The sequence below is a fragment of the Actinotalea solisilvae genome (assembly GCF_016464425.1).
GTDB lineage: Bacteria > Actinomycetota > Actinomycetes > Actinomycetales > Cellulomonadaceae > Actinotalea > Actinotalea solisilvae.
On sequence record NZ_JADDKQ010000004.1, the window covers coordinates 103,983 to 127,984 of the forward strand.

Genomic DNA, 24,002 nt, shown 5'->3' on the forward strand with positions numbered 1-24,002 from the left:
CGGGTGTGGCCGCCCGGACCGGCGGCGTGCTGTGACTAGTGTGGCCCACCGGCAGCGCGAGCGCTGCAGCCGCGGCGCGCACGGCACCCGCGGGACCAGGAGGTGGCATGGGGACGGCAGCGCGGGTCGCGGGTGCGGTCGTCGTGACGCTCGTCCTCGGGGCGGGCGGCTACGCCGCCGCGGACGCGTACGACGTCGTGCCGGGGCTCGTGACGCTCGAGCCCGAGCCCGCCCCGCCGGCCCCGTTCCCGGCCGTCCCCGGCGCGGTGCCCGCGCCCGAGGTCACGCCCGTCGTCGCGACGCTCGACCCGTCGGCGCCGGTGCCCCCGGCGCCGGAGGTCACGGCCCTCGCGCAGGCGCTCGTGGCGGACGCCCGGATGGGCGCGTCGACGGGCGTCGTCGTGCAGGACGTGCTCACCGGGGAGGTCCTCGCGGACCTCGGCGGCGCGGCGCCGCGCGTGCCCGCCTCGACCGCCAAGCTGCTCACCGGGCTCGCCGCGATGACGGCGCTCGGGCCGGACCGGACCCTCCCGACCACCGTCGTCCAGCCCGAGCCGGGCCGCCTCGTGCTCGTCGGCGGCGGCGACATGATGCTCGGCGCGGGTGCGGGGGTCCCCGACGCGGTGAGCGGGCGCGCGGGGCTCGTCGACCTCGCCGCGCAGACGGCGCGCGCGCTGCGGCTCGCGGGCGTCGCGGAGGTCACGCTCGGCCTCGACGACCGGCTCTTCAGCGGACCGCTGCTGCACCCCGAGTGGAAGCCGTCCGACGTCGCCCAGGGGTTCGTCGCGCCGGTCGCCGCGCTCGCGGTCGACGTCGCGAAGATGCGCGAGGGCGAGTACCCGCCGCGCTGGCCGGACCCGGCGCTCCAGGCGGCGGAGACGTTCGCCGCCGCGCTCGCGGCCCAGGGCATCGCGGTGACGGGCGCGCCCGTGCGGCAGGAGGCGCCCGCGGGGGCGCTCGAGGTGGGTCGGGTCGAGTCCGCGCCCGTGCGGGAGATCGTCCGGTACGCGGTCCAGGTGTCCGACAACGCGATCACCGAGGTGCTCGGGCGGCTCGTCGCCGTCGAGCACGGTCTGCCCGCGAGCTTCGAGGGCGCGACGGCGGCCGTGCTCGCCGAGCTCGGTCGGCAGGGGCTCGACACGCAGGGCGCCGTGCTGCGCGACTGCAGCGGCCTCTCCGCCCTGTCGGCCCTCCCGCCGTCGCTGCTCGTCGGCCTCGTCGCCGCCGCGGCCGACCCGGCCAACCCGCAGCTGCTGCCCGTGCTGCTCGACCTGCCGGTCGCGGGCTGGCAGGGCACGCTCGCCGACCGGTTCGAGGAGGGCCCGGCCGAGGGGCTGGTGCGCGCCAAGACGGGCAGCCTCCCGGGCGTGACGTCGCTCGCGGGGACGATCCAGACCTCCGGCGGCCGCCTGCTCGCCTTCGCGGTGCTCGCCGACGCGACCCCGCCCGGCGGCCAGCCCGGGCCGCGCGCGGCGGTCGACGCCTTCGTCCAGCAGGTCGTGGGGCTCGCGTGACGCCGGCCCGCGCGGTGAGGTCCGACGCGGCCCCCGGCGCGCCCGGGGGAGGCCGCGTCAGCGACCTCCTCGTCGTCGACTGGGACCGGGCGGCGCGCTGGGCCGGCCGGCTCGCCCCGCCCGGTCCGGCCGTGACCCGCGACGAGGCCGCGGAGGCCGTCGCGGCGCTCCGGGACGCCGCCGAGCGTGCCTACCCGCTCGCGCTGCGCGCGTCGCGGCTCGGGACCGCCGTCAAGGCGGCCGGTCGCGAGGACCAGCGCGCCGCCGTCGCGGTCCTCGACCGGCCGGGCTGGGCGCTCGCCGCGGCGCGGTCCTTCCAGGGCCTCGCGCCCGTGCCCGACCGCGCGCCCGACGGCGTCGTGGACCACCTGCGGGCCGGACCCGCGACCGGGCAGGCGGCCGGGCTGCTGTCGCTGCTGGCAGCGCGCGTCCTTGGGCAGTTCGACCCCTTCGCGACCGACGCCCCGGCCGGCGGCCGGCTGGTCCTCGTCGCGCCCAACGTGCTGCACATGCGCGCGCGGCTGAGCGCCGACCTGCACGACTTCGCGCTGTGGGTGTGCGTGCACGAGCAGACCCACGCGCTCCAGTTCGCCGCGGCGCCGTGGCTCGCCGACCACCTCCGCACGGAGGTCCGCGGCCTCGTCGCCGAGCTGTCCGCGCGCGGGCCCGAGCTGACCTCGGCGGTCGAGCGTGCGCTGAGCGCGGCGCGGCGCCGTGGGTCCTCCCGCCCGGCGGGGGTGGCCGACGGACCGGCCGACGACGACCTGGGCGTCCTCGGGCTGGTCCTCGACCCCGCGCAGCGCGAGCGGCTCGACGCCGTCACGGCGACGATGTCCCTGCTCGAGGGGCATGCCGAGGTCGCCATGGACTCCGTCGGCGCGCGCAGCATCCCGAGCGCGCGCCGCCTGCGGGCGCGCTTCGACGCGCAGCGCCGACGCCGCGCGTCCCCGGCGGACCGCGTGCTGCGCCGGCTGCTCGGGCTCGAGGCGAAGATGGCCCAGTACCGGCGGGGCGCCGCGTTCGTGCGCGCGGTGCGCACGACGGGCGGCTCGGCGGCGCTCGACGCGGTCTGGGCCGGGCCGCACGCGCTGCCGTCCGCGCGCGAGATCGCCGACCCGCGCGCGTGGGTCCGGCGCGTGCACGGCTGAGGTCGTCGTGACCGGGCCCGACCCCGCCGTCGCCGCGCTGCGGGCGGCCGTCCGGCGTGAGCTGGACGGCGTCGCCGGTGGCGGCGCCGGCCCGGCGCCGCTGGTCCTCGTCGCGTGCTCGGGCGGGCCCGACTCGCTCGCGCTCGCGGCGGCCACCGCGTTCGTCGCGCCGCGGCTCGGCCTGCGCGCGGGCGCCGTCGTCGTGGACCACGGGCTGCAGGCGGGCAGCGACGCTGTCGCTGTGCGCGCGGCCGGCGCGTGCCGCGCGCTCGGGCTCGACCCGGTCGACGTGGTGCCGGTCGCGGTGGACGTGGCGGACGGGGGACCCGAGGCGGGCGCGCGGTCCGCGCGGTACGCGGCGCTCGAGCACGTCGCCGCCCAGCGCGGGGCGGTCGCGGTGCTGCTCGGGCACACCCTCGAGGACCAGGCCGAGACGGTGCTCCTGCGGCTCGCGCGCGGGTCCGGCGCGCGGTCGCTCGCCGGGATGCCGCGGCGGCGCGGGCTGCTGCGGCGGCCGTTCCTCGGGGAGCGCCGCGCGACGACCGAGCGCGCGTGCGCCGCGCTGGGCCTCGACCCGTGGCACGACCCGACGAACACGCCGGCGCCGGCCGGCGCGACGTCGGGCGCGGCGCCGGTGCGCAGCCGCGTACGCGGCGAGGTGCTGCCCGTGCTCGCGGACGTGCTCGGCCCCGCCGTCGTGCCGTCCCTCGCCCGGACCGCGGACCTGCTGCGCGAGGACGACGACGCCCTCGCCGCGCTCGCGGCGGACGCCCTCGCCGCGGCGTGGGTGGCGCCCGACGGCGGCGTGACCGTGCCCGGACCGGCCGCCGGGGACGGGGCGGGGCCGGGTCCCGCGCTCGACGTCGCGGCGCTCGCGGCGCTCGCGCCGGCCGTCCGGCGGCGGGCCCTGCGCGCGGCCCTCGTGGCGTGGGGAGCGCCCGCGGGCGACGTCGGGCGCGTGCACGTCGAGGCGGTCGACCGGCTGGTCACCGACTGGCGCGGGCAGGGTGGCGCGGCCGTCCCGGGTGGCGGCGTGGTGCACCGGCGGTGTGGCAGGCTGACGTGCGTCCGGCCCGCTCCACCGACGAGCGCGGCGCGCGACGAGCACGACGAGCACGACCAGCACACAGGGCACGACGGCTGAGGCACAGGGAGCGGCGAGCGGTGGATCCGGCGGACATGGGTGACGACCTCGAGCGCGTGCTCCTCACGGAGGAGCAGCTCCAGGCCCGGCTCGACGAGATGGCGGCGCAGATCGACGCCGACTACGCGGGCCGCGAGCTGCTGCTCGTCGGCGTCCTCAAGGGCGCGGTCATGGTGATGGCCGACCTCGCGCGCCGGCTGCACACGGCGGTGCAGATGGACTGGATGGCCGTCTCGTCCTACGGGGCGGGCACGTCGTCGTCGGGCGTCGTGCGGATCCTCAAGGACCTGGACGCGGACCTCACGGGCCGTCACGTGCTCATCGTCGAGGACATCATCGACTCGGGGCTGACGCTCTCCTGGCTGCTCGCGAACCTGCGCAGCCGCGGTCCGGCGTCGGTCGAGATCGCGACCATGCTCCGCAAGCCCGAGGCCGCCAAGGTCGAGGTCGACGTGCGGTACGTGGGCTTCGACATCCCGACGGACTTCGTCGTCGGGTACGGGCTCGACTACGCCGAGAAGTACCGGAACCTGCCGTTCGTCGGCACGCTCGCGCCGCACGTCTACGGCGACTGAGCCCGGAGCCCCGCGCGCACGCGGGGGCGACCTCGGGACCCAACGTGCGGGAACCCTCCACGGTTCCCGCTCGCGCCCTGCGCGAACACGGCGGGGGCGCCGCGGGCCCAGCGGGTAACGTGCACGTCAGACCTGCCCCGCGACCAGGAGGGATAGGGCTCCGGCCCCGTCACCCATGAACGTCAAGCGCCTCACCCGTGGCCCCGCCATCTGGATCCTCCTGGCCGTCCTCATCCTGTGGCTGGGGGCGTCGTCCTTCATGTCCACGGGCATCCAGCGGATCGACACGTCCGACGGCCTCGAGCTCCTCCGGGGCGACACGGTCGAGCAGGCCAAGATCGTCGACGGCCAGCAGCGCGTGGACCTCACGCTCTCCGAGGACTTCGGGGACAAGGGCCGGAACGTGCAGTTCTACTACGTGCAGCCGCAGGGCGAGGCCGTGGTGGAGGCAATCGTCGACGCGGACCCCGAGGGGGGCTTCAACTCCGAGGTCCCGCGCACGTCCTGGTGGGCGAGCCTGCTCGGCCTGCTCCTGCCGTTCGTCATCATCCTGGGCCTGTTCTGGTTCCTCATGTCGCGCATGCAGGGCGGCGGCTCGCGGGTCATGCAGTTCGGCAAGTCGCGGGCGAAGCTCGTCTCGAAGGAGACGCCGCAGGTGACGTTCGCCGACGTCGCGGGCGTGGACGAGGCGGTCGAGGAGCTCCAGGAGATCAAGGAGTTCCTCGCGGACCCGGCCAAGTTCCAGGCCGTCGGCGCCAAGATCCCCAAGGGCGTGCTGCTCTACGGCCAGCCCGGTACCGGCAAGACGCTCCTCGCACGCGCCGTCGCGGGCGAGGCGGGCGTGCCGTTCTACTCGATCTCGGGCTCGGACTTCGTCGAGATGTTCGTCGGCGTCGGCGCGTCCCGCGTGCGCGACCTCTTCGACCAGGCCAAGCAGAACGCGCCCGCCATCATCTTCATCGACGAGATCGACGCCGTCGGCCGTCACCGCGGCGCCGGCCTGGGCGGCGGCCACGACGAGCGCGAGCAGACGCTCAACCAGATGCTCGTCGAGATGGACGGCTTCGACGTCAACGCGAACGTCATCCTCATCGCGGCCACCAACCGGCCCGACATCCTCGACCCCGCGCTGCTGCGTCCGGGCCGCTTCGACCGCCAGGTCGCGGTCGACGCGCCCGACCTGCGCGGCCGCGAGCGCATCCTCACGGTGCACGCCAAGGGCAAGCCCATGGCGCCCGACGTCGACCTGCACGCCGTCGCGAAGCGCACGCCCGGCTTCACCGGTGCCGACCTGGCGAACGTGCTCAACGAGGCCGCGCTGCTCACGGCGCGCGGCGGGCTCCAGGTGCTCGGCAACCGCGAGCTCGACGAGGCGATCGACCGCGTCATCGCCGGCCCGCAGCGGCGGACCAGGCTGATGAACGACAAGGAGAAGAAGATCACCGCGTACCACGAGGGCGGCCACGCCCTGGTGGCGGCGGCGCTGCGGTACACCGACCCGGTGACCAAGGTGACGATCCTCCCGCGCGGCCGTGCCCTCGGGTACACGATGGTCATGCCGGCCGAGGACAAGTACTCGACGACGCGCAACGAGCTGCTCGACCAGCTCGCCTACGCCATGGGCGGGCGCGTGGCCGAGGAGGTCGTGTTCCACGACCCGACGACCGGCGCCTCGAACGACATCGAGAAGGCCACCGCGATCGCCCGCAAGATGGTCACGCAGTACGGCATGAGCGAGCGCGTCGGCGCGGTCAAGCTCGGCCAGGACAGCGGCGAGGTCTTCCTCGGGCGCGACGTCGGCCACGGGCGGGACTACTCCGAGGACGTCGCGTCGGTCGTCGACGTCGAGGTCCGCCGGTTCATGGACTTCGCGCACGACGAGGCCTACGAGATCCTCAACCACTACCGCGAGGTCCTCGACACCCTCGTCGTCGAGCTCCTCGAGCGCGAGACGCTCAACCAGGCCGAGCTCGCCGAGATCTTCGCGCCCGTGACGAAGCGCGAGCCGCGCGAGGTGTGGCTCTCGAGCCCGGACCGCACGGTCTCGAGCATCCCCCCGGTGCAGACGGAGCGGGAGAAGGCGGCGTCGAACGGACACCCGGTCATCCCGCAGGACGAGGCCGCCGCGGCGAAGCCCGAGCACCCGGCCGACCCGGTCGGCGAGGTGCCCCCGGGCGGCCAGGTCGGCGGCGTGACGCCGCGGGCCGACGGCTGACGGCAGCGCGCGCATGACGCACACGGCTGACGACCTGCCGCTGCCCGCCGACGCGGGACTCGAGGACGACGTCGTCGTGGCCGACGGCGTCTCGATGGCGGTCCGGTACGACCACGAGCGTGCCGAGCGCGCGGTGCGCGAGCTGCTGCTCGCCGTCGGCGAGGACCCGGACCGCGACGGCCTGCGGGACACCCCCGCGCGCGTGGCGCGGGCCTACGCGGAGACGTTCGCCGGCCTGCACATGGAGCCGCGCGACGTCCTCACGACCACCTTCGACCTCGGCCACGAGGAGATGGTGCTGGTCAAGGACATCGAGGTGTACTCGACGTGCGAGCACCACCTCGTGCCGTTCCACGGGGTCGCGCACGTCGGCTACATCCCGGGCGCGGACGGTCGCATCACCGGCCTGTCGAAGATCGCCCGGCTGGTCGACCTCTACGCGCGCCGGCCGCAGGTCCAGGAGCGCCTCACGTCCCAGGTCGCCGACGCGATGGTCGAGATCCTCCAGCCGCGCGGCGTGCTGGTCGTCATCGAGTGCGAGCACCTGTGCATGTCGATGCGCGGCGTCCGCAAGCCGGGCTCGCGCACGGTGACCTCGGCCGTCCGCGGCCAGATGCGCGACGGCACCACGCGCGCCGAGGCCATGAGCCTCATCCTCGGCCGCTGACGCCCCCGCGCCCGCCCGCTGACCGCGCCCGCCCGAGCACCGCGCCCGCCCGCGCACCGCGCCCGCCCGCGCACCGCGCCCGCCCGCGCACCGCGGGTGTGCGCGCACTGCCGGTGTGCGCCGTGGCCACCCCGTCGGGACTGGGCCGCGGTCGGCGTGAAGGGTTGGGCGCGGCGCACGCGACCAACCCTTCACACGCTCACGCCGACGCCGACGCATCCGCGTGGTGGCGACGCGGTCCCGCCCGCGCGGCCCCGCGGGTGGTGCCGTGGCGCACCCGCCGGCGTGAAGGGTTGGTCGCTGAGCGCGCGACCAACCCTTCGCATCGCGGGCCGCTGAGCCCAGCGAGCGCCGCGGCGGCCGGTCGTCCACCACCGATCCGGGCTCTGCCCTGTCCACAGGCCGAGCGGTCCGGCGACGGCGCGGCACCGCCGCTCGACATGCTGGCGGCATGGCTCGCATCCCTGGGTCGGTACTCCGGCTGGCGGCCCGTCAGAACGACGCGATCACCGTTGCCCAGGCCGACCGCCTCGGGCTCACGAAGCACCGGGTGGCACGCCTCGTCGCGGCCGGTCACTGGCAGCGCCTGCATCGGGGAGTCGTCGTCGTGCACTCCGGGCCGCTGCCCTGGCTGACGAGGGCGCGAGCCGGCCTCCTCTACGCGGGGCCGGGCGCCGCGCTGAGCCACGCCAGCGCCGGGTACCTGCACCGGTTCCTCCGGGCGGAGCCCTCCCTCGTCGACGTGAGCGTGCCGGCGCACCGGCGGGTGATGCGGTCCGACGGTCTCGTCGTCCACCTGCGTCGCGCCATGCCGTCCACGACCGCCGGGATCGTGTCGGTCGGCCGCGCGGACACCGTGGTGGACCTCGTCGCGTCGAGGGGGGACGTCGACGAGGCGGTCTCCGTCGTGTGCGCCGCCGTCCGCGCGGGGACGAGGCCGGACGAGATCCTCGCCGCGCTGTCGGCGCGGCCGGCCGTCGGACGACGACGCCTCCTCGAGGAGCTGCTCGGCGCGGTCCGGGACGGTGTCGAGTCGGCGCTCGAGCTGAGGTACCAGCGTGACGTCGAGCGACGGCACGGGCTCCCGCGCTCGCGGGCGCAGGCCCGGCGCGTGGTGGGCGGCCGGTGGACCCGGGCGGACCGGCGGTACGACGACGTCGGGCTGACGGTCGAGCTGGACGGCGAGGTCGCGCATCCCGGCGGACGCACGGACGACGACGTCTGGCGGGACAACGCCGTCCTGCTCTCGTTCGGTGACCTCACCCTGCGCTACCGGTGGCGGCACGTCCTGCGTCCGTGCGCGACGGCGGTGCAGGTCGGCGTCGCCCTGCGTCGGCTCGGGTGGCGGGGGAGTCCGCGCCCCTGCGGCCCCACGTGTTCCGTCGCGCCCCGCTGACCACCGCGTGCCCGGAGCGGTCCCGCGCGTCCCGTCTCCCTGCCCGGGCGGGGACGGTCGAGTCGCGTGTGGAGGGTTGGTCGCGCGGAACGCGACCAAGCCTTCGCGTCCTCGGCAGGGCTGCTCCCGGGGCGGGGAGGGGAGCGGGGACGCCGGCCGGCGTGGCGGACCCAGGACGTCGGGCGGTCGGGGGAGTCGGTGGGCGGCTCTAGGGTGGATCCGTGACGCGCCTGCACCCCGAGCCGCTGCCGGAGCGCCTCACGGTGCTCGACCGGACGCTCGTCATGGGTGTCGTCAACGTGACACCGGACTCCTTCAGCGACGGCGGGCGGTGGTTCGAGCCGGCCGCCGCCGCGGCCCACGGGCTCGCGCTCGTCGCCCAGGGCGCGGACGTGCTCGACGTCGGCGGCGAGTCCACCCGCCCGGGCGCGGAGCGCGTCCCGCCCGACGAGGAGCGGCGTCGTGTGCTCCCGGTCGTGCGCGAGCTCGTCGCGGCCGGCGCCGTCGTCAGCGTCGACACGACGCGGGCGGCCGTCGCGCGGGACGCGGTGGCGGCGGGCGCGCACGTCGTCAACGACGTCTCGGGGGGCCTGGCGGACCCGGCGATGGTCGACGTCGTCGCCGAGACCGGCGTCGTCTACGTCGCCATGCACTGGCGCGGCCACGCCGACGTCATGGACGACCACGCGACCTACGACGACGTCGTCGTCGACGTCCGCGACGAGCTCGCCGCGCGCCTCGCGGCGCTCGAGGCCGCGGGCGTGCGTCGCGAGCAGGTCGTCCTCGACCCGGGTCTGGGCTTCGCGAAGCCGGGTCGCGACAACTGGCCGCTGCTCGCGCACCTCGACGCGCTGCAGGCCCTCGGCCGGCCCGTGCTCGTCGGCGCCTCGCGCAAGCGGTTCCTCGGCCACCTGCTCGCCGGGCCCGACGGGACGCCCGCCCCGCCCGACGCGCGCGACGGCGCGACGGCGGCCATCAGCGCCCTGTCCGCCCTCGGCGGAGCCTGGTGCGTCCGGGTGCACGACGTGGCAGGCTCGGCGGACGCGGTGCGGGTGGCGGCCGCCTGGTCGGCGGCCCGGGACGAGCGGCAGGACCAGCACAGCCACACCCAGGACGGAGACCATCGTGCATGAGTCGACCGCGGGCCACCCCACCCGCGACCGCATCACCGTGTCCGGCATCACCGCGACGGGCCACCACGGCGTCTTCGACCACGAGCGACGCGACGGGCAGACCTTCGTCGCCGACGTCACGCTCCACGTCGACACCCGCCCGGCCGCGGCCGAGGACCGGCTCGACCTCACGGTCGACTACGGCGTCCTGAGCGAGCAGGTCGCGGGCGTCCTCGCGGGGACGCCCGCCGACCTCGTCGAGACGGTCGCCGAGCGCATCGCGGCCGTCGCGCTCACGCACCGCGGCGTGGAGGCCGTCGACGTCGTCGTGCACAAGCCCCAGGCGCCCGTGACGGTGCCGTTCGGCGACGTCAGGGTGCAGATCCACCGAGACCGCACGCACGTGCCCTCGGTCGGCGCGCCCCCCGTGGTCGTCGACGGCCTCGGCCACGTGCCCGACGAGGTCCCCGCGCCCGAGGCGGGACCCGACGCCGCGCGCTGGGCCGAGCCCGCGGTCGCGCGCACCGCCCCGCGGCACGACGCCGGCATCCCGCAGCCCGAGCCGACGGAGGCCACCGCGCTCTTCGTGCCCGACTGGGCGAGCGTCGAGGGCGTGGCGCCGCTGGGCGCCACGGCCGGTGCCGCCGTCGCAGGCGCGGGCGTCGCCGCGCACGCCGGTCCCCCGCCGCCGCCCGCCCCGCCGGCGCCGCCCGCGCCGGGCGTGGGCATCCCGCAGCTGCCCCCGCCGGACGCGACTGCGGTCCTCACCGCACCCGCGCCGGACCCGGCCCGCCCGGCGCCCGTCGTCGACGGCCCGCCCGTCGACCGGCTCGACGCGGCTCCCGCTGCGCCCGTCGGCGCCGTCCTCGCGCTCGGCTCCAACATCGGCGCGAGCCACGACGTCCTGCGTCAGGTCGTCTTCGACCTCGCCGAGGCCCCGGGCATCGAGATCACGGCCATCGCGCCCCTCGCGCGGACCCAGCCCGTCGGCGGCCCCGAGCAGCCGGACTTCCTCAACACGGTCGTCCTCGTCCGCACGACGCTGAGCCCGCGCGCGCTCCTCGCCGCGTGCCACCGCCTCGAGGACGCGCACGGCCGGGTGCGCACCGAGCACTGGGGCCCGCGCACCATCGACGTCGACATCGTCGTGTACGACGGCGTCGTGGCCGCGGCCGACGACCTCGAGCTGCCCCACCCGCGCGCGCACGAGCGCGCCTTCGTCCTCGAGCCGTGGGCGCAGGTCCAGCCCGACGCCGTCCTGCCCGGCCTCGGCGGGGGACCGGTCGCCGCGCTCGCCCAGACCGCGCCGGACCGCGGCGGCATCCGCTGGATGGCGCTCGACTGGTGGGCGGCACCCGAGTGAACCGACGCTGATGCGCCGCACGCCCTGGCCGCGTCTGCTGCTCATCGCCGCGCTCGCCGCGGTGGTGGTGTTCGCGGGGCTCCGCGCCGCCGAGAGCCGCGGCGCCTCGCTGCTGCCCGTGCCGCTGCTGTCGTCGGTCGTCGTGCTGCTCATCGCCGGCGTGGTCCTGAGCCTCGGCTGGTCGGTCCGGCAGTTCACGCAGGGCAACCGCCCGGGGCTCGACCCGCTGCTCGCGGCGCGCACCGTCGTCCTCGCGACGGCGTCGGCCTACACGGGCGCGCTGCTGAGCGGCTGGTACGCGGCGCACGTGCTCGTGGTCCTCGGCGACCTGGAGATCGCGGCGCGGCGCGACCTCGCCGTGAGCGCAGGCCTCGCGATGCTCTGCACGGTCGCGCTCGCCGTCATCGGCCTGGTCGTCGAGCGCTGGTGCGAGGTGCCGCCGCCCGACGACGAGCCGGGCGGACCGGGGGCGTCGGCGGCCTCGGGCAGCGCTGCCTGAGTGCAAGGATGGTCGGCATGACCCAGCCCGTCCCGCCGGAGCCGCACGGGCAGCACGGCCCCTGGACCGGGGGGTCCGCCACGACGCCCGCGGCGTCTGTGCCGCCCCCGCCCGCGCCGCCGCCCCCGCCGCCCGCGCCCGCGGTCGCGGTCCCGGTGGAGCCGCTCGCGGTGGACCCTGCCGTCGGGCCGTTCGACCCGGTCGGCGTCCGGTGGCAGTCGGTGTCGCCGCGGCTCGTCACGGTGCGCCTCGTCACGGCGGGTCTCTCGCTCCTGCTCCCGCTGGCGGGCGGCGTCGTCGCCGCCGTGCTGAGCGGCCTCGCGGGCCTCTGGGCGGTCCCGGCCGTCGTCCTCGCGGTGCTCGCGCTCGTCGCGTTCGTCGTGCCGCGGCAGGTCCGCGCGTGGGGCTACGCCGAGCGCGAGGACGACCTCCTCATCCGCAAGGGCGTGATGTTCCGGTCGATCGTCGTCGTGCCGTACGGGCGCATGCAGTTCGTGGACGTCCAGGCGGGCCCGCTCGACCGCTGGTGCGGCATCGCGCGCGTGCAGCTGCACACCGCCTCGCCCGGCACGGACGCCGCGATCCCCGGCCTCCCGCCCGCCGAGGCCTCGCGCCTGCGCGACCGCCTCGCCGCGCGCGGCGAGGCGCAGCTGGCGGGGCTGTGACCGCGCAGGACCCCCTGCCCGCGGTCCCCGAGGCCGACCCGGCCGCGGCCGGACCCGTCGGCGAGCCCGTGTGGCACCGGGTCCACCCGGTCACGCCCGCGGTCAAGGGCTGGAAGATCATCGCTGTCCTGCTCGTGATCCTCGCGCAGCAGGTGGGTCCCAACCTCCTCGACGCGGGCGACCTGGTCCGGTCGGTCGGCTGGCTCCCGGTCGTCGGGGTGATCGCCCTCGTCGCCGCGCTCGGCTTCGGCTACGCCGCCCTCGCGTGGCGCATGACGCGCTACGGCGTCGACGCGGAGGCGGTCTACCTCAAGACGGGCGTCCTCTTCCGCCAGCACCGCACCGCGCGCCTCGACCGGGTGCAGGCGATCGACGTCGTGCAGCCGGTGCTCGCGCGGCTCCTCGGCCTCGCCGAGCTGCGGTTCGAGGTGGCGGGCGGCTCCGACTCGACCGTCACCCTGTCGTTCCTCCGCGAGGACGCCGCGCAGCGGCTGCGGAACGAGCTGCTGGCGCGCTCCGCGGGCATCGAGTTCGGCACCGAGGACCAGCCCGAGGCGCCCGCGGCGCCCGAGCGCGAGGTGCTCGCGGTCCCCGTCGGCCGACTGCTCGGCGCGCTGCTGCGGTCGGTGACGATCGTCGTGCTCACGCTCGGCATCGTCGGCGCGGTCGTCGCGACGGTCGCGTCGGGCGAGATCTCGGTCGCGTTCTCGCTCCTGCCCATGGTGCTCGGCGTCGGCGGCTACCTGTGGCAGCGGTTCGCGGGCGAGTTCAACTTCCGCGCCGCGCAGTCGCCCGACGGCATCCGGCTGCGCCACGGCCTGCTCGAGTCCCGCTCGCAGACGCTCCCCCCGGGTCGGGTGCAGGCCGTCCGGCTCAGCCAGGCGTGGCTGTGGCGGCGCAAGGACTGGTGGCGCGTCGAGGTCAACGTCGCCGGGTACGGCAAGGCGGAGAACCAGCAGACCGAGAACGTCCTGCTGCCCGTGGGGGACCGCGACGACGCCCTCCTCGCGCTGTGGCTCGTGCTGCCCGACCTCGGCGTCGAGGACCCGCGCGCCGTGCTCGACGAGGCGCTCTCGGGGACCGGGGCCGCGCCCGGGTCCGTGGGGTCCCCGCGGCGGGCCCGCTGGCTCGACCCCCTCGCGTGGCGCCGGACGGCCGTCGTCTCCACCGAGCGCGCCGTCCTCGTGCGGTCCGGCCGGTTCGTGCGGCGGCTCGTCGTCGTGCCGCACGAGCGCACGCAGTCGCTCGGGCTCACGCAGGGACCGCTCCAGCGGCGGCTGGGCCTCGCGACCGTCGTCCTGCACTCGACGCCCGGGCCGGTGCGGCCGTTCGTGCCCCACCTCGACGCCGCGACGGCGGGCGCGCTGCTCGGGCAGCAGGCCGACCGCGCGCGCCGGGCCCGCGCCGCGGCCGGACCCGAGCGCTGGATGCGCCGGGTGCCCGCGTGACGGCGGGCGGCCAGCCGGGGCGCCTCGGGGTCGGCGTCGTCGGCGCCGGACGTGTGGGCGCCGTGCTCGGCAGCGCGCTGCGCGCGGCCGGCCACGCCGTCGTCGGCGCGAGCGGCATCTCGGCGGCGTCGCGCGAGCGGATCGAGATCATGCTCCCCGGCGTGCCCGCGCTCGAGGTGCCGCAGGTCGTCGAGCGCGCCGAGCTCGTGCTCCTCACCGTGCCCGACGACGCCCTCGCGGACCTCGTGGCGGGCCTCGCCCGGCTGGGCGCGTGGCAGCCGGGGCAGATCGTCGTGCACACCGCGGGCGCGCTCGGCACCGACGTGCTCACGCCGGCGCGCGAGCGCGGCGCGATCCCGCTCGCGCTGCACCCGGCGATGACCTTCACGGGGACCTCGCTCGACCTCGGCCGGCTCAGCGGCTGCACCTTCGCCGTGACCGCGCCGGGGCCCGTGCTGCCCATCGGCCAGGCCCTGGTCGTCGAGATCGGCGGCGAGCCCGTCGTCGTCGCCGAGGCCGACCGCCCGCTGTACCACGCGGCCCTCGCGCACGGCGCCAACCACCTCGTCGTGCTCGTCGCGCAGGCCGCGCAGGCCCTCGCCGCCGCCGGCGTCGAGCGGCCGGACCGCGTCCTCGGGCCGCTCCTGGGGGCCGCGCTCGACGGCGCCCTCGGCTCGGCCTCCGCGGCCGGCGCGGGCACGGCGGCCGCCGCGAGCGGGGTCGGGGGGCTCACCGGCCCGGTCGTGCGCGGCGACGCCGGCACGCTCCGCGCCCACCTGCGCGAGCTCTCCGCGCTCGCCGGGCGGGAGCCCTCGGCCGCGGACCTGCCGCCCACCTACCGCGCGCTCGCGCGCTCCGCGGCCGCGCGGGCGCTCGCCGGCGGGCGCCTCACCACGTCCCAGGCCCAGGACGTCCTCGACGCCCTCGGCGAGACCCCGGAGGACCGATGACCACCCCGCGCCTCGTGCGGACCCGGAGCGAGCTTGCCGACGCCCTCGGCCCGGCGCGCGCGGGGCGCACGCGCGCCGTCGTCATGACCATGGGCGCGCTGCACGAGGGCCACCTCAGCCTCGTCCGCGCCGCGCGCGAGCGCGCCGACGAAGTGGTCGTGACGATCTTCGTCAACCCGCTGCAGTTCGGCCCGGCCGAGGACCTCGACCGCTACCCGCGCGACCTCGAGGGCGACCTCGCGCTGCTCGCGGGCGCGGGCGCCGACCTCGTCTTCGCCCCCGACGTCGCGCAGGTGTACCCGGACGGGGACCCCGTGGTGCGCGTGAGCGCGGGCGCGCTCGGCGAGCGCCTCGAGGGCGCCCACCGCCCCGGCCACTTCGACGGCGTCCTCACGGTGGTCCTCAAGCTGCTGCACCTCGTCCGGCCCGACGTCGCGCTCTTCGGCCGCAAGGACGCCCAGCAGCTCATGGCGGTGCGGCGCATGGTCGCGGACCTCGACGTGCCCGTGGAGGTCGTGGGCGTCGAGACCGTCCGGGACGACGACGGCGTCGCGCTGTCCTCGCGCAACGCGTACCTCGACGCGGAACAACGCGCGTCGGCGCGGGCGTTGAACAGAGCGCTCCGTGCCGCGCAGGCGGCCGCCGGGGCGGGTGCTCCGGCCGACGAGGTGCGGCGCGCGGCGGCCGACGTCCTGGCGTCCGAGCCGGGGGTCGTGGTCGACTACGTCGCCCTCGTCGACGACACGGCGACGGACGTCGCCGCGGACGCGACCGGGCCGGCCGTGCTCGCCGTGGCCGCCCGCGTCGGGACGACGCGCCTGATCGACAACGTGACGCTCACCCTGGAGGGGCGATGACCGACAGCTGGCTCCGCACGATGATGACGGGCAAGATCCACCGCGCCACCGTCACCGCCGCGGACCTCGACTACGTCGGGTCCGTCACGGTCGACGCGTCCCTGCTCGAGGCCGCGGACATCCTGCCCGGCCAGCAGGTCGACGTCGTCGACGTCACCAACGGTGCGCGCCTGACCACGTACGCGATCGCGGGCGAGCCCGGGTCGGGCGTCGTCTGCGTCAACGGCGCCGCCGCGCACCTCGTGCACCCGGGCGACGTCGTCATCCTCATCGCCTACGCGCAGATGCCCGACGCCGAGGCGCGCACGTACAGCCCGCACGTGGTCCACGTCGACGCGGACAACCGCATCGCCGACGTCGGGCACGACCCGGGCGCCGCCCCGGCGGGGCTGCGCACGGCGGCCGTCGCCTGGGCCCGGTGAGCGCGACCGGCGTCCCGCGCGGCGCGGCGCGGCTCGCGACGCGCCTCGCCGCGCCCGCGCCGGGCTGGACCGCCCAGGCCGACGTCGTCGTCGTCGGCTCGGGGATCGCGGGGCTCACCGCAGCGCTGCGGCTGCGCACGCGCGTGCCCCGCGTCCTGCTCGTCACCAAGGACGTGCTCGCGTCCGGCTCGACCGTCTGGGCGCAGGGCGGCATCGCGGCCGCGCTGGACCCCGAGGACTCGCCCGAGGCGCACCTCACCGACACGCTCGTGGCGGGCGCGGGCCTGTGCGACCCGCGCGCGGTCGAGGTGCTCGTCACCGAGGGCCCGGCGCGCGTCCGCGAGCTCGTCGCCCTCGGCGCGAACTTCGACACGGACGACGACGGCTCCATCTCGCTCACCCGCGAGGGCGGCCACGGCGCGGACCGCATCGCGCACGCCGGCGGCGACGCGACGGGCGCGGAGATCTCGCGCGCGCTCGTCGCCCAGCTGGAGGCGGTGCGCGCGGACCCGGGCATCGAGGTGATCGAGCACGCGCTCGTGCTCGACCTGCTCACCGCCGCGCCCGACGCCGAGGGCCGCCCGGGGCCCGTGTGCGGCGTGACCCTGCACGTCATCGGCGAGGGCAGCCGCGACGGCGTCGGCGCCGCGCTGGGCCGCGCGGTCGTGCTCGCGACGGGCGGCATCGGTCAGGTCTTCCAGTCCTCGACCAACCCGGCGCAGGCGACGGGCGACGGCCTGGCCGCGGCGCTGCGCGCGGGCGCCGCCGTGGCAGACGTCGAGTTCGTCCAGTTCCACCCCACCGTCCTGTGGCTCGGCGCGGGGGCCAAGGGCCAGCTGCCGCTCGTGTCCGAGGCGGTGCGCGGCGAGGGCGCGATCCTGCTCGACACCGACGGCGTGCGGTTCATGCCCGACGTCCACCCGCTCGCCGAGCTCGCGCCGCGCGACGTCGTCGCGCACGCAATCGTCCGGCAGATGGCGCGGACGGGGGAGGACCACGTCCTGCTCGACGCCCGCCACCTCGGTCCCGACTTCCTCCGCGAGCGCTTCCCGACGATCCACGAGCGGCTGCTCGCCGAGGGCATCGACCTCACGACGGGCCTCGTGCCCGTCGCGCCGGCGCAGCACTACCACTCGGGCGGTGTCGTCACCGACCTGCGCGGGCGGGCCGACGTCGACGGCCTGTACGCGGCCGGCGAGGTCGCGTGCACAGGGGTGCACGGCGCCAACCGGCTCGCCTCCAACTCGCTGCTCGAGGGGCTGGTCTTCGCGCACCGCGCGGCCCAGGACATCACCGAGCGCGTGGCCGACGGCGACCTCCCGCAGCGCGAGCCCGTCGAGCGCCCGGGCGAGCCCGGCCTCGTCGCCGGCGCCGCGCGCAGCCGCATCCAGCGCATCGCCCAGAACGGTCCCGGCGTCATCCGCACGGGCGCGGGCCTCGAGGCGGCGCTCGACGCGCTCGCCGCGGTCCCGACGCGCGCGCACGAGCAGCCGGGCGTCGTCGCCGCGCCGCAGACCGCGGAGTGGGAGACGACGAACCTGCACGCGGTCGCGACCGTGCTCTCCGCGGCCGCGCTGGAGCGCGCCGAGAGCCGCGGCGGCCACTACCGCCAGGACTTCCCGGAGCGGGACCCGCACTGGCGCCGACGCGTCGTCGTGCGGCTCAGGCCGGACGGCGCCGTGAAGGTCGAGGCCGGCGCGCTGCTGCCCGAGCCGGGCGAGCCGGCGGTGCCTGCGCCGGTGTGACCGGCATGGTTCCCGGCACTCCCCTCGACGAGGTCGAGCGGGGCTGGAGCGCAACGCGGGCCGTGTCGCTGCACCAGCGCCCCGGGGAAACCCGCATCGGTGGCGCACGACCGCGGGGCGTGATTCCGTCGCATCGTGACGGGGACCGTCAGTCGCCTCGACGAAGGAGTGGTGGGATGCGCCGCCCAGCGGGGTACCGGCTCAGGGACATGACTCTCATCGGCAAGCTTTCGCTCGCCGTCGGCGCGCTGGCGCTCGCCGGTCTGATCCTCCAGAGCGCCGTCACGGACGAAGGCGCATGGTGGGGGCTGCTCGTCGTGGCGTCCGTCGGCGTCGTGGTCGGCTTCATCTCCGAGGTCCGTCGCCTCGCGCGCCAGGGGCTTCCCTTCACGTGGCGGTGACGGGAGCCGGGGAACCAGTGAAGCGACCCGAGCCCATGCCCCGGTGGTGGAGACTCAGCACGCGCGCGCAGAGCCTGTACCTCCTCACGGTGGCTGTGAGCGGCCTTGTCGGGCTGACCACACGAAGCTTCGTGTGGGGAGCCGTCACCGCGCTCGCACTGGGCAGTCTCGCGGCCCTGCTGCTGTGGCGCACCGGTCGTCGGCCGTAGGCCGTGTCGCTGGGCCACGTGCGGTGTGAAGGTCCGGCCCAGAACAGGAGTAAAGGCCGAGAGCCGTGGCGGCCACTACCGCCAGGACTACCGGAGCACGCCTCGCGCTGGCGGCGCCGCGTCGTCGTGCGTCGTGAGCCGACGGCGTCCTGGATGTCGAGGCGGGCGCGCCGCTCCCGCGGCCGAGCGAGGCGGCGGTGGCGGCGTCGGTCTGACGGGCGCAACCAGGTCTGGAGTGGAAGGGAGATCGCCCAGGCATGCCGGCGACCGGATGGGCGCGGTCGGCCTGTGTTGGAGCAGTGGCAAACATCGAGCGAAGACTCGCGGACGACTTCTGGGACCTGCGGGACGACGCCTCGGACCATCCCGAACGATGGCAAGGGGTCGCAGCCGAAGTCCTACTTCAACACCTCACCGCGTGCGTCGAAGAGGCGGAGGGGCGCGGGAGTCCGTGCCAGCTTCGACATGTGCGACGGCGAGCGCCCCTGCGTCGCACCTGACGTCCGCAGGCGAGTCGGGTGCGCACCGGCACCCACGCCCACGGCACCGAAGCGAGCATCGAAGAGATCGGCACCCCGCAGATCCACGCCGGTCAGGTCGCACCCGGCGAACGAGGCGCCGCGGGGCGACGCACCGCGCAGGTCCGCACCCGTGAAGTCGCAGAGCTTGAAGTGGCTTCCATCGAGCGTGGCGTGGCGCAGGTCAGCGCCGACGAAGCGGCAACGGTCGAACCACACCGAGCGCGGCAGAGCGAGGGACACCAAGCTCACACCGCTCACGTCGAGCCGACGCACGTGCTGTCCGTAGCGCAGGCGGGACAGGCGTTCCCGCCACTCCGTGCCGTTCTCCGAGTCAGCGCTCACGTGCCGCAGTGTCTCGCACCCCTGGGCGTCGCACGGTCGTGCAGATGACACGAACGCGGGGGCTCACGGATGGTGGAGTCTGCGGCGCTCCAGTCCTGGCGGTCAGTCCCGGGCCCGCCGCAGAAGCCGTCCGTTGACGTCCGCGTCGAGTGCGCGCGCGAGGTCCGCGTTCCACCCGAGGTCCGGCGCTGTCCAGACCTCCTCCGGCACGACGACGGCCTCGGGCTCACCCCAGAAGACCGACCAGAGCCGCGCGGCCTCGGCGAGCACCTCCTCGGCCGGCCCGCCGAGCTCCAGCCCAGGCGCCGCCTCGACGAGCGGCCGGTGGTACGCGCGCCCCGCGTGGTGCGCGCCCTGGTCGTAGCGCGGCGTGCGGACCCAGACCTGCGTGAGGTCGCCGAGCGACAGCGGGAACACCGTGCGCGCGGCGGCGAGGTCGAGCAGCCCCGACGCGGCGACGTGCGCGAAGGCGTCCTCGCGGTACGCGCCCGTGGTGATCCGCACGGCCGGCTGCAGCGCGCGCGCGACGTGCTGGCACACGGGCACGAAGAGCCGCCCGGCGGCGGGCTGGAACGCACCGCCGGGACGGAGCCCAGCGATCGCGCGCTCGATCTCGCGCACGCGCGCCTTGATGACCGGCTCGCCGTCGTGCCACGCGTCGAGCAGGTCGAACGCGCCGTCGGCCCACTCGAGGAGGCGCGCGGTGGCCGATGCGTCGTCGCGCAGGCGGCCGTGCTCGTCGAGCCCGCGTCGCCACACCGGCACGAGGGTCCGCGCCCAGCCGAGCCAGGCACCGCGGACGTCGAGCGGCTCGGCACGCGTGAGGGCGTCGACGACGTCGCCGCTGTCGTAGGGCGTGCGGTCGGCGCTCACACCGCGGCCCGTCCCGCGCGCGCCTCAGGCGGAGGGCAGGTCGACCGGGAGGCCCGCCGCGCGCCACGCGCCCGTGCCGCCCGCGACGTTGGCGACGTCGTACCCCTGCTGGCCGAGCCACGCGGTGACCTGCGCCGAGCGGCCGCCCGACTCGCAGATGACGAAGACCTCGCCCGGCAGCGTGGTCACCTCACTGACGCGCTCGACGAACTCGCTCAGCGGGATGTTCACGGCGCCGGGCACGTGGCCGGCCGCGAACTCGTGCGTCTCGCGCACGTCGACGACGGTCGTACGCGCGGCGTCAGGGGCGGCGGCGTCGTCGAGCGCGGCACGCAGGGTGGGGATGTCGATCTCGCGCACGGGTGTCTCCGGGGGCTGGGGGAGCGAGGTCCGGTGGTCAGGGTCTGCGCCGACCGTACCTCGCGGACGGCGCGCGGTCGCCGCCCCTCGCTGCCGGCGTAGGCGGCTACCGTGACGCCCGTGACCGACATCCCCGGCCTGACCGCGCTCGTCTCCGTCGCGCTCGACGAGGACCTGGGCCCCGCACCCGGCCGCGACGTCACCACCCAGGCGACCATCCCGCCGGACGCCATCGGCACCGCGCACCTCGTGGCGCGCGCCGACGGCGTCGTCGCCGGGCTCGAGGCGGTCGCGCTGGTCGCGACGCAGGTCGCGGACCGGCTCGCGCTCCCCGCGGTCGACGTCGTCCTGCGCGTGGTCGACGGCACGCGCGTGCGCCGCGGCGACGTCGTCGCCGAGCTCACGGGGCCGGTCCAGGTGCTCCTCGTCGCCGAGCGGACGCTGCTCAACCTCGTGAGCCGCGCGTCCGGCGTCGCGACGCACACCCGCCGCTGGGCCGACGCGCTCGAGGGCGCGGGCGCAACCGTGCTCGACACGCGCAAGACGACGCCCGGCCTGCGCGCGCTCGAGAAGCACGCCGTCCGCGCGGGCGGGGGCGGCAACAAGCGCATGGGGCTCTACGACGTCGCGATGGTCAAGGACAACCACGTCGTCGCCGCGGGCTCGGTCGCCGCCGCGGTCGCGGCGGTCCGGGCGCGCTTCCCGGACGTCGAGATCCAGGTCGAGGCGGACACCCTCGCGCAGGCGATGGAGGCGCTCGACGGCGGCGCGCGGTTCCTCCTGCTCGACAACATGGCGCCCCCGGTGCTCGCCGAGGTCGTCGCCGCGGTCCGGGCGCGCGAGCCCGAGACCGGGCCCGTGCTCCTCGAGGCCACGGGCAACCTCACGCTGGACCGGGCCGCGGAGGTCGCCGCGACCGGCGTCGACCACCTGTCCGTGGGCGGGCTCACCCACTCGTCGCCGATCCTGGACCTGGCGCTCGACCTCGTAGGATCGGCCGGTGACCTCCCCGGCTGACCCCGCCACCTCGACCCCCGCCGCCCCGGCCGTGCCCGACGCGGCCCCTGCGCCGGTCGAGGCCGACCTGCCCGAGCAGATGCGCGTCCGGCGGGAGAAGCGCGAGCGGCTCATCGCCGAGGGCCGCGAGGCCTACCCGGTCGGCGTCCCGGTGACGACGACGGTCGCGCAGGTGCGCGCCGAGCACGCGGGCCTCGAGGCCGGCGAGGAGACCGACGTGGAGGTCGGCGTCGCCGCGCGCGTCGTCTACCTGCGCACGACGGGCAAGCTGTGCTTCGTCACGCTCCAGGACGGCGAGGGCAACCGGCTCCAGGCGATGCTCAGCCAGGCCGTCGTGGGCGAGGAGTCGCTCGCGCGCTTCAAGGCCGACGTCGACCTCGGCGACCACCTCTTCGTCCACGGCCGCGTCATCAGCTCGCGCCGCGGCGAGCTGAGCGTCTTCGCCGACGACTGGCGGGTCGCCGCCAAGGCGCTGCGCCCGCTGCCCGTGCTGCACAAGGAGCTCTCGGAGGAGGCGCGCGTCCGGCGGCGCTACGTCGACCTCATCGTGCGCCCGCAGGCGCGCGACACCGCGCGCCTGCGGGCCGCCGTCGTGCGCTCGCTGCGCGAGAACTTCCACCGCCGCGGGTACCTCGAGGTCGAGACGCCCATGCTCCAGGTGGTCCAGGGCGGCGCGACGGCCCGGCCGTTCACGACGCACATGAACGCGTTCGACCTCGACCTCGTGCTGCGCATCGCGCCCGAGCTCTTCCTCAAGCGCGCCGTCGTCGGCGGCATCGAGCGCGTCTTCGAGATCAACCGCAGCTTCCGCAACGAGGGCGCGGACGCGACGCACTCGCCCGAGTTCGCGACGCTCGAGGCCTACGAGGCCTACGGCGACTACGACACCATGGCCGCCCTCACGCGCGACCTGGTCCAGACCGCGGCGCTCGACGCGCTCGGCACGACGACGGTCACGCTCGCGGACGGCACGGAGTACGACCTGGGCGGCGACTGGACGGACCTCAGCCTGTACGGCTCGCTGTCGCAGGCGCTGGGCGAGGAGATCACGCCGCAGACGTCCGTCGACCACCTCATGGGGCTCGTCGAGCGGTTCGACCTGCAGATCGACCGCGCGCGCATGAATCACGGAAAGCTCGTCGAGGAGCTGTGGGAGCACCACGTCGGCGACCACCTCGTCGCGCCGACATTCGTGCGCGACTTCCCGGTCGACACGAGCCCGCTCACGCGCGACCACCGCACCATCCCGGGCGCGGTCGAGAAGTGGGACCTGTACATCCGCGGCGTCGAGACGGCCACGGCCTACTCCGAGCTCGTCGACCCCGTGATCCAGCGCGAGCGATTCGAGGCGCAGGCGCGCCTCGCGGCGGCGGGCGACGACGAGGCGATGCGGCTCGACGAGGACTTCCTCGAGGCGATGGAGTTCGCGATGCCGCCCGCGGGCGGGATGGGGATGGGCATCGACCGCCTGCTCATGGCGCTCACCGGGTCGAACATCCGCGAGACGATCCTGTTCCCGCTGGTCAAGCCGCTGTCCTGAGGCCGGCGGCGGGGCTCGCCCGCGGCCGGACGTAGCATGGGGACGTGCATCCCGCCGCCCAGGTCGCCGCCGCGCTGATCCCGTCGATCGGCGTCGGCGCGCTGTTCTGGTTCGCGATGCGGTCGATCATCCAGGCGGACCGGAAAGAACGTCAGGCGCTCGCGCGGCTCGACGCGCAGACGCAGGAGAGCGACCGCTCCCAGGAATGATCGGCGTCCCTCGCGTGCAGAATGTGTAATGGCGCGCGCGCACGCGCATCAATTCCCTGTAGTGTGCCGAACATCTCGTCCCCCAGCGGTGAAAAGAGAATGTCATGGCACAGAAGGTCCAGGTCGTCCTCGTCGACGACCTCGATGGTGGAACAGCCGAGGAGACCGTCTCGTTCGCGCTCGACGGCGTCTCCTACGAGATCGACCTCAGCGCCGCGAACGCCGCACAGCTGCGCGACTCGTTCGCGCAGTGGGTCGGCCACGGGCGTCGCGTCGGCGGTCGCTCCCGCAGCACCGGCCGTCGCGCCTCGGGCTCCGGCTCGTCGTCGTCCGGCTCGCGCGCTTCGGGCGGTCAGAGCCAGGAGATCCGCGAGTGGGCGCGCGCCAACGGCTACACGGTCAACGAGCGCGGCCGCATCCCGGCCGAGGTGAAGGCGGCGTTCGACGCCCGCTGAGCCACCCGCACCACGCACGACGAGGGCCCGCCTGCACCGCAGGCGGGCCCTCGCTCCGTCCGGGAGACGCCCCGGCCCGAGCGCGGAGCGATGTGCCGAGCGCGGAGCGATGTGCCAAGCGCGGAGCGATGTGGCCGGCGCGGAGCCGGGTGGCACCGTGCGGAGCGTCGTGCCACGAGCGCGGAGCGTGGTGTCGCGACACGCCGGCGCGCCCTGGCACAGGGCTCCGCGCCGGGGAGGGGCAGCAACCCACGCGCCGAGGTCGCTGGTTCCCGGTGCGCGAACCAGCGACCTCGGCGCGGACGGCCGCGGCGGGGGGGCGGGGGTGACGCGCGGGGGACCCCCACCCCGGGGG

General features: G+C 76.3%; 24 protein-coding genes. 21 read left to right on the plus strand and 3 right to left on the minus strand.

The annotated features are described in order from the left end of the window. Positions 1-107: 107 nt before the first annotated feature. The 17 genes from dacB to JIG38_RS05430 all read left to right on the plus strand — a co-directional run bounded on the left by dacB (position 108) and on the right by JIG38_RS05430 (position 18,121). Entirely contained in the window at positions 108-1,514 is a 1,407-nt protein-coding gene (gene dacB, locus JIG38_RS05350; RefSeq protein ID WP_199422731.1) for a D-alanyl-D-alanine carboxypeptidase/D-alanyl-D-alanine endopeptidase, read from the plus strand. 14 nt (positions 1,515-1,528) lie between these two features. After that, positions 1,529-2,662, plus strand: a complete 1,134-nt coding sequence (locus tag JIG38_RS05355) for an Rv3626c family coenzyme F420 biosynthesis-associated protein (RefSeq protein ID WP_199422732.1) — start codon at positions 1,529-1,531, stop codon at positions 2,660-2,662. Positions 2,663-2,669: 7 nt separating this feature from the next. Beyond that, the gene (gene tilS / locus JIG38_RS05360) at positions 2,670-3,806 is read left to right on the plus strand and encodes a tRNA lysidine(34) synthetase TilS (protein WP_199422733.1); all 1,137 of its coding nucleotides are present in this window, start codon (positions 2,670-2,672) and stop codon (positions 3,804-3,806) included. 20 nt (positions 3,807-3,826) lie between these two features. Continuing rightward, positions 3,827-4,381 carry a hypoxanthine phosphoribosyltransferase gene (gene hpt, locus JIG38_RS05365; protein ID WP_199422734.1) on the plus strand — a complete coding sequence of 185 codons (555 nt, stop codon included), beginning with the start codon at positions 3,827-3,829 and terminating at the stop codon, positions 4,379-4,381. Between the two features lie 175 nt (positions 4,382-4,556). Continuing rightward, positions 4,557-6,596, plus strand: a complete 2,040-nt coding sequence (gene ftsH / locus JIG38_RS05370; RefSeq protein WP_199422735.1) for an ATP-dependent zinc metalloprotease FtsH — start codon at positions 4,557-4,559, stop codon at positions 6,594-6,596. A gap of 13 nt (positions 6,597-6,609) precedes the next feature. Then, positions 6,610-7,263: a GTP cyclohydrolase I FolE gene (gene folE / locus JIG38_RS05375; RefSeq protein ID WP_199422736.1), complete on the plus strand. Its 654-nt coding sequence runs from the start codon at positions 6,610-6,612 to the stop codon at positions 7,261-7,263. Between the two features lie 451 nt (positions 7,264-7,714). Next, entirely contained in the window at positions 7,715-8,659 is a 945-nt protein-coding gene (locus JIG38_RS05380; protein ID WP_199422737.1) for a type IV toxin-antitoxin system AbiEi family antitoxin domain-containing protein, read from the plus strand. 221 nt (positions 8,660-8,880) lie between these two features. Then, positions 8,881-9,792, plus strand: a complete 912-nt coding sequence (gene folP, locus JIG38_RS05385; RefSeq protein ID WP_372419839.1) for a dihydropteroate synthase — start codon at positions 8,881-8,883, stop codon at positions 9,790-9,792. Next, positions 9,785-11,134 (plus strand): 2-amino-4-hydroxy-6-hydroxymethyldihydropteridine diphosphokinase, encoded by a 1,350-nt coding sequence (gene folK, locus JIG38_RS20920; RefSeq protein ID WP_199422738.1) that lies wholly within the window; start codon positions 9,785-9,787, stop codon positions 11,132-11,134. Before folP ends, folK begins: the two co-directional genes overlap by 8 nt. Before the next feature lie 10 nt (positions 11,135-11,144). Next, a complete protein-coding gene (locus JIG38_RS05395; RefSeq protein WP_199422739.1) occupies positions 11,145-11,633 on the plus strand; it encodes a DUF3180 domain-containing protein in 489 nt (162 codons plus the stop codon). Positions 11,634-11,788: 155 nt separating this feature from the next. Beyond that, a complete protein-coding gene (locus JIG38_RS05400; RefSeq protein ID WP_372419840.1) occupies positions 11,789-12,298 on the plus strand; it encodes a PH domain-containing protein in 510 nt (169 codons plus the stop codon). Next, positions 12,295-13,746, plus strand: a complete 1,452-nt coding sequence (locus tag JIG38_RS05405) for a PH domain-containing protein (RefSeq protein WP_307844600.1) — start codon at positions 12,295-12,297, stop codon at positions 13,744-13,746. Before JIG38_RS05400 ends, JIG38_RS05405 begins: the two co-directional genes overlap by 4 nt. After that, entirely contained in the window at positions 13,743-14,696 is a 954-nt protein-coding gene (locus JIG38_RS05410) for a Rossmann-like and DUF2520 domain-containing protein (protein ID WP_199422741.1), read from the plus strand. The genes JIG38_RS05405 and JIG38_RS05410 overlap by 4 nt, the downstream gene beginning before the upstream one ends. Further along, positions 14,693-15,553, plus strand: a complete 861-nt coding sequence (gene panC / locus JIG38_RS05415; RefSeq protein ID WP_199422742.1) for a pantoate--beta-alanine ligase — start codon at positions 14,693-14,695, stop codon at positions 15,551-15,553. Before JIG38_RS05410 ends, panC begins: the two co-directional genes overlap by 4 nt. Beyond that, entirely contained in the window at positions 15,550-15,975 is a 426-nt protein-coding gene (gene panD, locus JIG38_RS05420; RefSeq protein WP_199422743.1) for an aspartate 1-decarboxylase, read from the plus strand. The genes panC and panD overlap by 4 nt, the downstream gene beginning before the upstream one ends. After that, entirely contained in the window at positions 15,972-17,720 is a 1,749-nt protein-coding gene (locus tag JIG38_RS05425; RefSeq protein ID WP_199422744.1) for an L-aspartate oxidase, read from the plus strand. Before panD ends, JIG38_RS05425 begins: the two co-directional genes overlap by 4 nt. A gap of 176 nt (positions 17,721-17,896) precedes the next feature. After that, the gene (locus JIG38_RS05430; RefSeq protein ID WP_199422745.1) at positions 17,897-18,121 is read left to right on the plus strand and encodes a hypothetical protein; all 225 of its coding nucleotides are present in this window, start codon (positions 17,897-17,899) and stop codon (positions 18,119-18,121) included. Positions 18,122-18,728: 607 nt separating this feature from the next. On the opposite strand, the gene JIG38_RS05435 is transcribed toward JIG38_RS05430, so the two are convergent. From JIG38_RS05435 to JIG38_RS05445, 3 genes are all read right to left on the minus strand, one after another. After that, the gene (locus tag JIG38_RS05435; RefSeq protein ID WP_307844602.1) at positions 18,729-19,193 is read right to left on the minus strand and encodes a pentapeptide repeat-containing protein; all 465 of its coding nucleotides are present in this window, start codon (positions 19,191-19,193) and stop codon (positions 18,729-18,731) included. Between the two features lie 102 nt (positions 19,194-19,295). Next, positions 19,296-20,066, minus strand: a complete 771-nt coding sequence (locus tag JIG38_RS05440; protein ID WP_199422747.1) for a hypothetical protein — start codon at positions 20,064-20,066, stop codon at positions 19,296-19,298. A gap of 24 nt (positions 20,067-20,090) precedes the next feature. Further along, positions 20,091-20,426: a rhodanese-like domain-containing protein gene (locus JIG38_RS05445; RefSeq protein WP_307844603.1), complete on the minus strand. Its 336-nt coding sequence runs from the start codon at positions 20,424-20,426 to the stop codon at positions 20,091-20,093. A 120-nt stretch (positions 20,427-20,546) separates the two neighbouring features. Between JIG38_RS05445 and nadC the strand changes: the two genes are divergently transcribed. From nadC to JIG38_RS05465, 4 genes are all read left to right on the plus strand, one after another. Next, complete coding sequence (nadC, locus tag JIG38_RS05450; RefSeq protein ID WP_307844604.1) at positions 20,547-21,443, plus strand: carboxylating nicotinate-nucleotide diphosphorylase; 897 nt, start codon at positions 20,547-20,549, stop codon at positions 21,441-21,443. Positions 21,444-21,522: 79 nt separating this feature from the next. After that, positions 21,523-22,983, plus strand: a complete 1,461-nt coding sequence (gene lysS, locus JIG38_RS05455) for a lysine--tRNA ligase (RefSeq protein ID WP_199422757.1) — start codon at positions 21,523-21,525, stop codon at positions 22,981-22,983. A 44-nt stretch (positions 22,984-23,027) separates the two neighbouring features. Further along, positions 23,028-23,192, plus strand: a complete 165-nt coding sequence (locus JIG38_RS05460) for a hypothetical protein (RefSeq protein WP_199422749.1) — start codon at positions 23,028-23,030, stop codon at positions 23,190-23,192. 104 nt (positions 23,193-23,296) lie between these two features. Beyond that, the gene (locus tag JIG38_RS05465) at positions 23,297-23,647 is read left to right on the plus strand and encodes a histone-like nucleoid-structuring protein Lsr2 (protein WP_199422750.1); all 351 of its coding nucleotides are present in this window, start codon (positions 23,297-23,299) and stop codon (positions 23,645-23,647) included. The last annotated feature ends 355 nt before the right edge of the window (positions 23,648-24,002 follow it).